We start from the raw sequence: 12812 nt of genomic DNA on the forward strand, positions 1-12812 counted from the left end.
CCCGCGACCGGGAACATCCTGCGCATACGAGGAGTCACCCGAATTCCCTTCCAGGCACGGGCGACGACATGACGAAACAACATCTGCAGCCCCCCGTGCACACAGACGTAAAGCAAAAATAAGTGGTCACTTGTGAGGCTAATGCGGTGGAAGAAACCACTGCAACGTGACCATCTTCACGAACTACTCACGGAACCCCGGCAGATGAGTCACAGTCACGCAACGCGGGCAGACCGCGACTCCCAGGGCGCCCACTGATCTCCCCCCAACCGACGGCGGCCGACCGCTCCCACCCCGGCCGCCGTCGCCGTACGCCGCGACGCATGGTGATGTTGCCCCGGGGGCCACCGCCGGGCAATCACCGCCCCTTAGGCTTGCGCCGACCAACTCGCCTATCCAAAAAGGGGACTTGACTCATGCGCGCAGCGAGACGGCTGGCGGTGCTGGCAGGTGCCGCCGCTCTGCTGGTGACGGTGCCGGGCAACGCCCACGCGGCGGCGCCGAAGCTGTCCGAGACGACGGCGATCGGCACGCACAACGCGTACGACAAGGCCAAGTACAGCTATTTCGCTCAGGCCTTGGACTCCGGCGCCTCGCTGCTGGAGCTGGACGTGTACGTGGACAGCATCACGCACCGCTGGCGGGTCAGCCACAGCAATCCGCTGGGCAACGACAACAACTGCGAGGCCGCGAAGACGCCGAGCGAGCTGTACAGCAAGAGCCGCAACCAGGACCTCGGCAGCTGCCTGGACAACATGGCCGCCTGGAACCAGCTCCACCCCGACCACCCGCCGATCGTCATCAAGGTCGAGATGAAGGTCGGCTTCAACAACAACGCGGGCATGGGACCGGACGCGTTCGACACGCTGGTCTCGCAGAAGCTCGGCAACAGCGTCTACAAGCCGGCCGATCTGCTGGGCGGGACGTACTCCACCCTGGACGCGGCCGCGAAGGCGAACGCCTGGCCCGCGCGCGACTCCCTCAGGGGCAAGTTCCTCTTCGAGCTGATCCCGGGCACCGTGGAGCAGGCGAACCCCTTCGACCACTACTGGACCGATCAGGAGTACGGCGACCACCTGCGCGACCTGTACGCGGCCGGGAACATCTCCCGGGCCGAGGCCTTCCCCGCGGTGCTGGGCGCGGCGAACGGCGACCCGCGGGCGACGCGCTGGACCTCCGACACCTCGATCAGGCCGTGGTTCGTGTTCTTCGACGGTGACGCGGCGACGTACGTCGGCAGCGGCTACGACACCTCGTTCTACTCCACGAACCACTACATCTCGATCATGACGGACGCCGCCGGCGTCTCCCCGGCCATCTCCTCCACCGCCCCCACGGACGCCGAAGTCGCCGCCCGGCTGGCCCTGCTGGCCGGTGACCACGCGAGCATCATCACCTCCGACTGGTCGGCGAAGCCGGCGTCGGTGCTGAGTTCGGTGGTCACCCGCAGCTGACGTTCCCCCGCCCGGGGCGGATCGGGCGTGCCATCGTGGGGCATCACTCAACCAGCAACTCCTTTCCCCCACCGGCACCTCGAGGAGTCCCCACATGCTCCGCGGCATCGACGTCAGCGCCTATCAGTCGTCCTCGTTCGACACGAGCGGCCTCTCCTTCGCCTTCATCAAGGCGACGGAGGGCCGTTCGTACGTCAACCCCCACGCCACCGCCCAGGCGAAGACCGCTCGCGACGCCGGCCTGGTCGTGGGCTTCTACCACTTCCTGTGGCCGGGCAACCTCACCGCCCAGGCGGAGCACTTCGTGAGCGCCGCCCCGTCGAAGGCGGGTGACATCCTCGCCGTCGACTGGGAGACCACCGGCGACGGCACCCACGCGAGCAACGCGGAGAAGGACGCCTTCGTCAAGAAGGTGAAGGCCCTGCGGCCCACCCATCGGGTCGTCCTCTACTGCAACCGCGACTTCTGGCTGAACCTCGACCACACGTCCTATGCCGGCGACGGCCTCTGGATCGCCGACTACGTCACCGCCGGCCACCCCCGCATCAAGGCCAAGTGGCGCTTCCACCAGTACAGCAGCGACCCCCACGACAAGGACGTGGCGAACTTCGCGAGCAAGGCGGCGCTGAAGGAGTGGGCGACGCCGTAAGGCGGCCGGTCAGCCCCTGAAGCCCGCCGGGCGTTCCGGGGATGCCTGGGCGAGGGCCTCCTTCACCCCTTGCGCGCCGGCCCTGAGGCCGTACACCGGGGTGTCGGGCTGCTGGCGCCAGGAGTCGTCGATGCCGCCCGCGTCGACCGTGTCGAAGCCGAGTTCGTCGATGAGGGCGCACACCTTCGCCTTGGCCGCCTCGTCGTCGCCGGCGACCGGGAGTGCCATGCGCTCGGGGTCGCCGGCGGGGCGGGGGCGGTCCAGGATGTCCTGGGCGTACGTGCCGTTGAACGCCTTGATCACCGGGTGGCCGAGGTGCCGCTCGGTCCAGCGGCTCTCGGTGAGGCCCTCGTCCTCGATGGCCGCGATCCGGCCGTCGCGCTGCTGCGGGTAGTAGTTGCCGGTGTCGATCACCGCCACGCCCTCGGCCGCGCCGTCCAGCAGGCCGGCGGGCAGGTCGGGGACCACCTTGAGGGGGACGGTGACGACCACGATCTCGGCGCCGCCCGCGGCGTCCTCGGCCCGTACCGGGGTCGCGCCGGTCTCCTCGGCCAGCTCCTTGAGCGTCTCGGGGCCGCGGGAGTTGGCCACGGAGACGTCGTGGCCGAGGGCGGTCAGCCTGCGGGTGAGGTTGCCGCCGATGTTGCCAGCGCCGATGATGCCGATCTTCATGACAGGCCCTCCAGGATTGTTCCATGCATGTGCATGCGTCGGTCCTGGGCGACAACCCCGGCGGCGCGGGCGCTATTCCGGCGGTGCGGCGATCGGGTGAGACGGGCGGACGGATCCGGCGGGCAGGACGAAGGGGGCCCTCCCGGTGGAGGAGCCCCCTTCTCGGCGCGTCACTTGTTCAGGTAGGCCCAGAACTCGTCGAACGACAGGACCTTGTCGCCGTTGAGGTCGCGCTGCTTGATGATGGCCTCGGCCACCGTCTCGGTGACGTTCCAGTCACCACCCTGGGCGAGGGCGGACTTGAACTCGGCGGCGGTGATGAATCCGTCACCGTCCGCGTCGATCCGCTGGAACTGCTTGCGTGCTTCCTCGATGTCCGCCACCGATCCGCCCCTTTTGGTCGTGTTTCTCATGCCGTGCCGGCGTACTGTCGCTGGTCAGATTAACGGCCCGGCCAGGTCTTCAGCGCCGCGGCCTCGGTCCTGGCTGCTGGACCGGGCCCTTGAGCGGGTGGAGGCTCGAGGGGCGCCGGTGCTGTGGGGTCAGCGGAAGATACCGGTGTGGCCGAGCGAGTAGCGGCCCGGCTGGGGGTAGACCGCGAGACCGTGCGGACCGCTGCCGACCTTGATGCGGGCCAGTTCCCTGCCGGTGCGGGTGTCGACGGCGTACACCTCGGCGTTGTAGCGGCCGGACAGCCACAGGACGTTGCCGTCGGCGGAGACGCCGCCCATGTCGGGGCTGCCGCCGCCGGGCAGGTGCCACTTCTTGACGAGCCGGTCGCGGGTGAAGTCGAAGACGGAGATGGAGCCCTCGCCCCGGTTGGAGATGTACATCTCGCGGGAGTCGCGGCTGATGTAGAGCCCGTGGGCGCCCTTGCCGGTGTAGAGGAGCCGCGGCCGGGTGAACTTGTCGCCGTCGAGGATCCACACGCCGTTGGCGGCCATGTCGGCGATGTAGAAGAGCTTGCCGTCCGGGGAGATCTTGACGTCCTGCGGCATCGCGCCGGCGTACGGAAGCCGCTCCTGCCGGACGACCTTCATCTTCGCGGTGTCCACCTTGAGGACCTCGCCGCTGAACTCGCAGGAGACGATGAAGTACCGTCCGTCCGGGGAGAAGTCGGCGTGGTTGACGCCGTAGCAGCTGACCGGCACGCTCTTGACGACCTTCATGGTGTGGGCGTCGCGGAAGACCAGCCGGCGGTCTCTGGAGGCCATGACGACGGCGTATTTGCCGTCGGGCGTGAAGTACAGGTTGTACGGGTCGTGCACGGCGACCGGTTTGCCGGCCTTGCCGGTCCTCGGGTCGATGGGGGTCAGGCTGTTGCCGAGGTCGTTGTTGACCCAGAGGGTCTTCAGGTCCCAGGACGGCACGACGTGCTGGGGCTGGCGGCCGACCGGGAACGTGTCGACGACCTCGTAGGTCCTGGGGTCGATGACCGTGACCGTGTTGGAGTTGGTGTTGGGGACGTACACCCGCGACGGGAAGTCCCTGACCACGGGCGAGAGCCGGCCGGGGCGGTCGGCGGCGTAGAGGTCCTTCGGGTCCTGGACCGGTGGCATCCCGGGCAGCATGTTCAGCTGCGGGTGGAGTCGCGGCTGCACCGGCGCCTTGCTGCCGAGCGCCTCTTTCTGGTGGTGCCGGGAGCCGGAATCGCAGGCGGACAGCAGCGTCAGGGCGGTGAGGGCGGCACCGGCGGCCAGCAGGCGGGCGGCTTTCGTGGTTCGCATCAGCTCAGCAGCTCCGTGGTGGTGACCGCGCGCAGTCCGCGACGGTCGAGTTCGTGGAGGAGGTCGGGCAGGGCGGCGACCGTGTCCGGGTAACCGAAGTGCAGGCTCACCACCGATCCGCCCCTCACTTGGGCGAGAACGTTGCGGGTGACGGCGGCGGCGCCCGGGCGGGTGTAGTCGAGCGAGTCGACGTCGTACGACAGCACGTGCGGGTAGCCGGCGGCTCGGGCGAGCCGGGCGACCAGCGGGGAGGCGGTGGGCGAGCGGGAGGGGCGGAACCAGGTGCCGATGGAACCGGTGAGCCGCTTCAGCCGGTCCGCGCAGTCGGTGATCTCCTTGCGGGCGTCCGCCTCGGCCATGGTGTCGATGGAGATGTGCCGCTGGGTGTGGTTGCCGAGGTCGTGGCCGCCGTCGAGGATCCGGCGGGCGATGTCAGGGTGTTCGTCCAGCCAGGTGCCGACGGCGAGCACGGTGAGCCGGGCGCCGAGCTGTTCGGCCGTGCCGAGCAGGGAGTGGGCGATGCCCGGGTCGCCCTGGCCGTGGAAGGTGAGGGCGACCTGGGGACGGGTGCGCGGGCCGTGCGTGATCTGGGCGGGCTGACCGGGGTAGGCGCGTGGGGCGGGGGCCGGGTGGGCGCCGGCCGAGGGCCGGCCGGAGGGGGTCGCGGAAGGGGACTCGGTGTGCCGGGCGTGGGACGGGGCGGTCTGGCTCGCGCCGCAACCGGCGGCGAGCGCACCGCCGGCGACGATTCCGGCGCCCGCGCGCAGCACCCCGCGTCGGTTGGTTGTGGTCACCCGCACCATTTAAGAGGTGATAGGTAAGAAAACGGCCGATTGGCCCGGAAGAGGGATGATTCCGGGTCGCTGCAAGGAGGATGTGGCGCGCCGGTTACCGGTCGGCCACTCTCATCTCGAACCAGGTCGTCTTGCCGCGCGGCAGCAGGTCCACCCCCCAGCGGTCGGAGAGCTTGTCCACGAGGAACAGCCCACGGCCGCTGACGTCCATCTCCTGAACCGGCATCAGACAGGGCAGGCCGCGCGAGGGGTCGCGGACCTCCACCCGGATCCAGCCGGGGCGGCGGCGCATGCGGAGGCCGAAGACCCGGGCGCCGGTGTGCCGTACGGCGTTGCCCACGAGTTCCGACACGAGTAAGACACAGTCCTCGGTGAGTTTGGGGGTGAGCCGCCAGGTGCGCAGGACGACCACCTGGGCGAGCCGGCGGGCGGTCGCCGCGGACTCCGGGCGGGACGGCAGCGGCACCTCGGCCTCCGTCGGGTTGCCGAACAGTTCGAGCGCCTTGAGCGCCTGTTCGTCCTCGACCGCGGGCGACCAGCGCGCCGCGGCCGCACGGCTGTGTCCCCGCGGCTGTTCGATGCCCTCCAGCCCCGCCATGCCCCCATGATGGCGGTCCGGGGCCGTCTTGGGGGCCGTTCCGAAGGAATACGCCCCCTGCACGCCCCCGTTCTCCACCGATCGAATGACATATGCCAGAGGCACGTAACTGACCGGTAGATCCCGGTTGACCTGCGAAGAAGGCTCGCTTCCGGGCAATCGTCAGGCCCCCTCGACGAAGCGCGCTTAAGGTTGCGTTAAGGCTTCCATAAACCGCCCCATCGAGGGACCCCGAACCAGACGCCACGTCAATTGCAAGAGACCCCACAGGAGTTGTGGGGACCGGCGTCCCGCCGGAAGTCAGCGGAACTTGGCCTTGCCGGGGCCCTCCTCCACGAAGCTGCGCATGCCGATCTCACGGTCCTCGGTGGCGAACAGGCCCGCGAACCAGTTCCGTTCGACCGTCAGACCCGTGTCGATGTCGGTCTCCAGGCCGGTGTCGACCGACTCCTTCGCCGCACGCAGGGCGATCGCCGGGCCCTGGGCGAGCCTCGCGGCCCAGGCGTGGGCCTGCTCGTAGACCTCGGCGGCCGGCACGACACGGTCCACCAGGCCGATGGCGAGGGCCTCGTCGGCCTTGACCTGGCGGCCCGTGAAGATGAGGTCCTTGGCCTTGGACGGGCCGACCAGCCGGGACAGCCGCTGGGTGCCGCCGGCGCCCGGGATCAGGCCGAGCAGGATCTCGGGCTGGCCGAGCTTGGCGTTCTCGGCGGCGATGCGGTAGTCGGCGCACAGGGCCAGTTCGCAGCCGCCGCCGAGGGCGTAACCGGTGACGGCCGCGACGACGGGCTTGGGGATGCGGGCCACGGCCGTGAAGGAGTCCTGCAAGGCGCGGGCGCGCAGGACCATCGCGGTGTGGTCCATGTTCTGCATCTCCTTGATGTCCGCGCCCGCCGCGAACACCCGCTCGCCGCCGTAGATCACCACGGCGCGCACGTCGTCGCGGCGCGTGGCCTCCTCGGCGAGTTCCTTCAGCCGGTCCTGGGTGGCGACGTCCAGCGCGTTCATCGGCGGACGGTCCAGACGCAGGGTTCCGACGCCTTCGGCGACTTCGAGATTCACGGTCATGGAGGCAGGTTAACGGGCACTAACGACAGCGGGCCCGGTGCCGTCCGTCACAGCACCGGGCCCGTCACCTCCGTGCGGGGTTACTTCGTCCAGTCCGCCCACGACATGTTCCACCCGTTGAACCCGTTGGCCGGGTCCACCGTGCGGTCGTGGGAGTCCTTCACGACCACCACGTCACCGATGATCGAGTGGTTGAACATCCAGGCCGCCGGCGTGGAGCTGTCGTAGCCGCCGCGCACGTCGCGCAGGCCGACGCAGCCGTGGCTGGCGTTGTAGTTCCCGAAGGCGTCGCCGCCCCAGTAGTTGCCGTGCAGGAAGGTGCCGGAGGTGGTCAGGCGCATGGCGTGCGGGACGTCCTTGATGTCGTACTCGCCGCCGTAGCCGACCGTCTCGCCGTTCATACGGGTGACCGCGAGCTTCTCACTGATGACCATCTGGCCGTTCCAGGTGTCGTAGCCGGGCTTGCCGGTGGTGACCGGGAGGGTCTTGATGACCTTGCCGTCCTGGGTGACCTTCATCGTGTGCTTCTTGGCGTCCACGACGGAGACCTGGTTGCGGCCGATGGTGAACTTGATGGTCTTGTGCTGCTTGCCGTAGACGCCGTCGCGGCCCTCGACCCCGTCGAGGTCGAGGTCGACGGTGACCTTGGTGCCTTCCTTCCAGTACTGCTCGGGGCGGAAGTCCAGGCGGTCGTTGCCGAACCAGTGGCCCTCGACGTCCACGGCCGGCTCGGTCCTGATCTTGATGGCCTTCGCGACGGCCTTCGGGTGCGTGATGCCCCGGGTGAAGTTGACGGAGAACGGCATCCCGACGCCGACGGTGGAGCCGTCCTCGGGGGTGAAGTAGCCGAGGAAGGTGTTCTTCGGGGTCAGGGTGGTGAACGAGGAGTCCTCGGCGGCCTCGCGGCCCTCGGAGTCCTTGGCGACCGCGTGCACGGTGTACTTCGCGGATGCGGCCAGATGGGTCGACGGCGTCCAGGACGTGCCCCCGCCGGTGACGGTGCCGGCCACCGTCTCCCCCTTGGGCCCCTTGACGGTGACCTCGGTCAGCCTGCCCTTGTCGACGTTCACTTTCAGTGCGCCACTGGTGTCGACGCCGGTGGCGCCGGACTTGGGCGAGATGGTCACGGTGGCGGTGGACTGCTCCTTGCCCTGCTGGGTGCTGGAGTCCGTGCCCTTGCCGTCGCCCGCACCCTTGCCGCCGCCCCCGCCGCACGCCGCGAGCGTGAGCACCAGGGCGCCGGCTATGAGCGCCAACCCCGTACGACCCCGCCGCCCCGCCACCGACGCCCCCGATATAGGCCGCTCGTTCAAGTCGCTGTCCCCTCCCCCGGGCCTGGTCAGGCCCGTCCCCACCACATTGGTGCGCGCATATTAACCGCCCGGTTTTGAGCGGGGTGTCAGGCGAATGTCACCGTTCCGTCGCAACTTCCGCCCGCACCGCCGCCCGAACCCGGCCCCTCACCCGGTTACTTCACCGCGCTGCCGGCCTTCCACTCCTGCCAGCCCATGTTCCAGCCGCCCAGGCCGTTGTCGGGAGCGACGGTCCGCTCCCCGCTGTTGACGACCTCGATGACGTCACCGACGAGACTGCGGTCGAAGAACCAGCCGGCTGGGGTCGCCGAACTGCCGCCCTTGACGTCCCTCAGGCCCACGCAGCCGTGGCTGACGTTGACCCGGCCGGGGGCGTCCGGCGACCAGTAGTTGCCGTGCACGAACGTCCCGGAGTCGGTGAGCTTCATGGCGTGCGGGACGTCGGGGATGTCGTACTCGCCGCCGAAGCCGACCGTGCGGCTGTTCATGCGGGTGACCTCCAGCATGTCCATCACCACCATCTTGCCGTTGTAGGTGGGGTTCTGCGGGGCGCCCGCGGTGATCGGCACGGTGGCGAGCAGCCGGCCGTCGCGGCGGACCCGCATGGTGTGTGTGGCCGCGTCGACCACCGAGATCTGGCCGCGGCCGACGGTGAAGGTGAAGGTCTTGTCCTGCAGGCCGTAGACGCCGGGCGCTCCTTGGACGTCCCGCAGGTTCAGGTCGACGGTGACCTCGGTGCCGGGTTTCCAGTACTGCTCGGGGCGGAAGTCGAGCCGGTTCGCGCCGAACCAGTGCGGACGGATCTCGACGGGGGGCTGCGCGCTGACGCGGACGGCGCGTTCGACGGCGGCGCGGTCGGTGATCTCCCGGCTGAAGGCGAGGGAGACGATCATGCCGGTGCCGACGACGGCGCGGTTCTCGGGGGTGACGTAACCGATGAACCGCCGGCCGGGGACGAGCGTGGTGAAGGTGGTGTGCCGGGCCGAGCGGCGGCCGGCCGCGTCCAGCGCGACCACGTCGACGGTGTACTCGGCGGCCAGCGCCAGCCGGTCCTCGTCCGGCCGCCAGGTCACCCCGTCGGCGCTGATGCGCCCGGGTACCGGGGAGTCCTGCGCGTCCTGCGACTCGACGACGGTCACCTTCTGCAGGCGGCCCTGCGGCACCCGTACCCGCAGCCGCTGGTCGGGGCGGACGGCCCTGCTGTCGTCGTCGGGGGTGACGTGGATGACCTCCTCGGGGGAGGGGGGTCTGCCCGGCGCTCCGTCCTGCCCGAGGGCGCCGAAGCCGCCGGAGGAACACCCTGCGAGCAGTGCCGCCCATGTCAGTACGGCGGCCAGCGCGACGCCCGCGCGCCGTGCGCGTCCTTGTACGTGCCTCACGCGGGACTCAACGACGGGCCCGCTCCGGGGAAACGTGAGTGCGACGCACGCACTGGGCAGAACAGAGGGAAGGACGACACGCTGGGGAGCCGCCGCACCCGCCGGCGGGGGGCGCCTTCTGGATCAGATCGGCTGAAAGGGACGTCAAGCGCGATCCAGAGGGCGCCCCCGGCCGTCGGGGCGCAGCCGTACCGGGTGGCCGAGCGCTGCGGGGCAGGCTCGCCCCTTCGGCACGGCCGACTGTGCCGCCCCGGGGCGAGCCACTGAAAGAGGGGCCGACAGGTGACGAGCGCAGCCGAGCAGCGGGCACCGGCCGGGGAGCCGGCCGCCGGGACCGGGCAGCAGCCGGCCGTGGTGAACGGCGCGCGGCGCGCCGCGGTGCCGGCCCCGGTGGTGTGGCCGGGCGCCCCGACGCCGCTGGGGGCCCGTTTCCGGGTCGGGCCGGACGGGGTCGCGGGCACCAACTTCGCGCTGTGGGCGGGAGGGGCCGAGGCCGTCCGGGTGTGCCTGTTCGACGAGCGGGGCCGGGAGACCCAGGTCCCGCTGACCGAGCTGACGCACGAGATCTGGCACGGCTTCGTCCCGGGCGTGATGCCGGGACAGCGCTACGGCTACCGCGTGGACGGCCGCTGGGACCCGTGGACCGGTGCCCGCTGGAATCCGGCCAAGCTGCTGCTCGACCCGTACGCGCGGGCGGTGGACGGGGAGTTCGCGCTGCCGCCCGAGGTGTACGGGCACGTCCGGGACTGGCCCGAGCAGTACGTCGCCGACACCGTGCGCGACGACCGGGACTCGGCGCCGTACGTCCCGAAGGGCGTGGTCGTGCACGATGACGACGACTGGTCCGACGACCGGCGGCCCAAGACGCCCTGGGCGGACTCCGTGATCTACGAGCTGCACGTACGCGGCTTCACCAAACTGCACCCGGGCGTTCCGGAGGAATTGCGCGGCACGTACGCGGGGCTCGCCCACCCGGCGGCGCTCGAGCACCTGGTGGAGCTGGGCGTCACGGCCGTCGAACTGCTCCCCGTCCACCAGTTCGCCCACGAGGACCACCTGCTGCGCCGTGGCCTGAAGAACTACTGGGGCTACAACTCCATCGGCTACTTCGCCCCGCACGCCGCCTACGCCGCCTCCGGTACGACGGGGCAGCAGGTCGGCGAGTTCAAGCGGATGGTGCGCGCGCTGCACGCGGCCGGCGTGGAGGTCATCCTCGACGTGGTCTACAACCACACGGCGGAGGCGGGCGAGCTGGGGCCGACCCTGTCCCTGAAGGGCATCGACAACCGCGGCTACTACCGCCTCCAGGACGACGCCCGCCGGTACGCCGACTACACCGGCTGCGGCAACACCCTGCACGTCGTGCGGCCCCAGGTACTGCGCCTGATCACCGACTCGCTGCGCTACTGGGTGACGGAGATGGGCGTGGACGGCTTCCGTTTCGACCTCGCGGCGGCGCTGGCCCGCTCGATGCACGACGTCGACATGCTCTCCCCCTTCCTGGCCGTCATCGCCCAGGACCCGGTGCTGCGCCGGGTGAAACTGATCGCCGAGCCGTGGGACATCGGCTCGGGCGGCTACCAGGTCGGTGCCTTCCCTCCCCTGTGGACCGAGTGGAACGACCGCTACCGCAACGCGGTCCGCGACTTCTGGCGGCACGCGCTGCCGGACGTCCGCGAGATGGGCTACCGCCTGTCCGGCTCCAGCGACCTGTACGCCTGGGGCGGGCGACGCCCGTACGCCTCGGTCAACTTCGTCACCGCGCACGACGGGTTCACGCTGCGCGACCTGGTGTCGTACGAGCGCAAGCACAACGAGGCCAACGGCGAGGACAACCGCGACGGCACCGACGACAACCGCTCCTGGAACTGCGGGGCGGAGGGCGAGACGGACGACGAGCGGGTACGGGCCCTGCGCCGCCGTCAGCTCAGGAACCTGCTGACGACTCTGCTGCTGTCCACCGGCGTGCCCATGCTGGTCGCCGGTGACGAGCTCGGCCGCACCCAGTGCGGCAACAACAACGCCTACTGCCAGGACAACGAGATCGGCTGGGTGGACTGGTCCCTGCTTCAGCAGCCCGGCTGGCGGGCGTTGTCCGACCTGACCTCCCGGCTGATCGCCCTGCGCCACCGGCATCCGGTGCTGCGCCGCCGCGCCTTCTTCTCCGGCCGCGCCCACTCGGCGGACGGACTGCGCGACCTGGCCTGGTTCACCGCGCGGGGCGCGGAGATGACCGAGGACGACTGGTACGCCCCCGCCGCCACGCTCGGCATGTACCTCTCCGGGCGGGACATCCCGGGCCGGGACGAGCGGGGCGCGCCGGTCGCGGACGACAGCTTCCTCGCGGTCCTGCACGCGGGCGGGGACCCGGCGGGTTTCGTGCTGCCGGGGCAGCCGTGGGCTCAGCGGTACGAGCTGATCGTGGACACCTCCCGCGAGGACCAGGCAGAGCCACCGGGCACGGTCCACCCCGCGGGTACGGAGATCACGGTGCCCGCACGTGCGGTGCTGCTGCTGCGGGTCGGCCCGGGGTGACAGCGGTGCGTGACGTGGATCACGCTCGTCCGGTGCAGCGTTCCACGGTGTCCAGGGCCTTTCTGCTGGTGTAGACAGCCGGCGAGAACGGGGACCGTGAGGATGGAGCAGACTCGGGCCGGTGAGTACGACGCGTTCGTGGCGGCCCGCTGGTCGGTGTTGTTCCATCTGGCCCGTCTGCTCACCGGAGGGGATCGGCACCGGGCCGAGGACCTGTTGCAGGAGTCCCTGGTCAAGCTGTGGTTCGTCTGGCCGAAGGTGGCCGACGAGGCGCCGGAGGCCTATGTCCGCAAGGTGCTGGCCAGGTCGGCGGCCCGTTCGGCCCGCCGTCGCTGGTGGGGCGAGCGGCCCGTGGAGGAGCTGCCCGAGGTGGCGGCGGCCGGTGACGTCTCGGCGACCGTGGCCGAGCGCTCCCGGCTGGAGGCGGCGCTCGCCTGTCTGAGCTCGCAGCAGCGGGCCGCCGTCGTGCTGCGCTACTACCAGGACCTGCCCGACCGCCAGGTCGCGGAGATTCTGGGCTGTCCGGTGGGCACCGCCCGGTCCCATGCCGCGCGCGGAGTGGCCCGGTTGCGCCGGCTGCTGGCCGACGTCATCGAGCCGGTGGGGTGAGGGGGAGCCATGGA

Annotated in this window: 12 protein-coding genes; 4 read left to right on the top strand and 8 right to left on the bottom strand. The window is 70.5% G+C overall.

Annotated features, from left to right (window positions below; translation table 11 throughout):
* Window positions 1–416: 416 nt before the first annotated feature.
* Both ABZ919_RS40325 and ABZ919_RS40330 read left to right on the top strand, forming a co-directional pair.
* Window positions 417–1454: a phosphatidylinositol-specific phospholipase C domain-containing protein gene (locus tag ABZ919_RS40325; RefSeq protein WP_361258931.1), complete on the top strand. Its 1038-nt coding sequence runs from the start codon at window positions 417–419 to the stop codon at window positions 1452–1454.
* Between the two features lie 94 nt (window positions 1455–1548).
* Entirely contained in the window at window positions 1549–2103 is a 555-nt protein-coding gene (locus ABZ919_RS40330; protein WP_361258934.1) for a glycoside hydrolase family 25 protein, read from the top strand.
* Window positions 2104–2112: 9 nt separating this feature from the next.
* On the opposite strand, the gene ABZ919_RS40335 is transcribed toward ABZ919_RS40330, so the two are convergent.
* From ABZ919_RS40335 to ABZ919_RS40370, 8 genes are all read right to left on the bottom strand, one after another.
* A complete protein-coding gene (locus ABZ919_RS40335; protein ID WP_361258937.1) occupies window positions 2113–2775 on the bottom strand; it encodes an NAD(P)-binding domain-containing protein in 663 nt (220 codons plus the stop codon).
* A gap of 170 nt (window positions 2776–2945) precedes the next feature.
* Window positions 2946–3158: an EF-hand domain-containing protein gene (locus ABZ919_RS40340; protein ID WP_330337704.1), complete on the bottom strand. Its 213-nt coding sequence runs from the start codon at window positions 3156–3158 to the stop codon at window positions 2946–2948.
* Between the two features lie 159 nt (window positions 3159–3317).
* Entirely contained in the window at window positions 3318–4502 is a 1185-nt protein-coding gene (locus ABZ919_RS40345) for a beta-propeller fold lactonase family protein (protein WP_361258940.1), read from the bottom strand.
* Complete coding sequence (locus tag ABZ919_RS40350; RefSeq protein WP_361258943.1) at window positions 4502–5305, bottom strand: polysaccharide deacetylase family protein; 804 nt, start codon at window positions 5303–5305, stop codon at window positions 4502–4504. Before ABZ919_RS40350 ends, ABZ919_RS40345 begins: the two co-directional genes overlap by 1 nt.
* Window positions 5306–5390: 85 nt before the next feature.
* Complete coding sequence (locus ABZ919_RS40355; protein WP_361258946.1) at window positions 5391–5894, bottom strand: ATP-binding protein; 504 nt, start codon at window positions 5892–5894, stop codon at window positions 5391–5393.
* Between the two features lie 300 nt (window positions 5895–6194).
* Window positions 6195–6962 (bottom strand): enoyl-CoA hydratase-related protein, encoded by a 768-nt coding sequence (locus tag ABZ919_RS40360; RefSeq protein ID WP_361258949.1) that lies wholly within the window; start codon window positions 6960–6962, stop codon window positions 6195–6197.
* An 80-nt stretch (window positions 6963–7042) separates the two neighbouring features.
* A complete protein-coding gene (locus ABZ919_RS40365; protein ID WP_361258952.1) occupies window positions 7043–8218 on the bottom strand; it encodes an Ig-like domain-containing protein in 1176 nt (391 codons plus the stop codon).
* 212 nt (window positions 8219–8430) lie between these two features.
* A complete protein-coding gene (locus ABZ919_RS40370) occupies window positions 8431–9654 on the bottom strand; it encodes an Ig-like domain-containing protein (RefSeq protein ID WP_361258956.1) in 1224 nt (407 codons plus the stop codon).
* Window positions 9655–9936: 282 nt separating this feature from the next.
* Here ABZ919_RS40370 and glgX point away from each other — a divergent pair, with 282 nt between their 5' ends.
* Both glgX and ABZ919_RS40380 read left to right on the top strand, forming a co-directional pair.
* Complete coding sequence (gene glgX / locus ABZ919_RS40375) at window positions 9937–12189, top strand: glycogen debranching protein GlgX (protein WP_361258959.1); 2253 nt, start codon at window positions 9937–9939, stop codon at window positions 12187–12189.
* Window positions 12190–12291: 102 nt separating this feature from the next.
* Entirely contained in the window at window positions 12292–12798 is a 507-nt protein-coding gene (locus ABZ919_RS40380; RefSeq protein WP_361258962.1) for a SigE family RNA polymerase sigma factor, read from the top strand.
* Window positions 12799–12812 lie beyond the last annotated feature (14 nt).

The organism is Streptomyces sp. NPDC046759 (assembly GCF_040645475.1).
Lineage (GTDB): Bacteria > Actinomycetota > Actinomycetes > Streptomycetales > Streptomycetaceae > Streptomyces.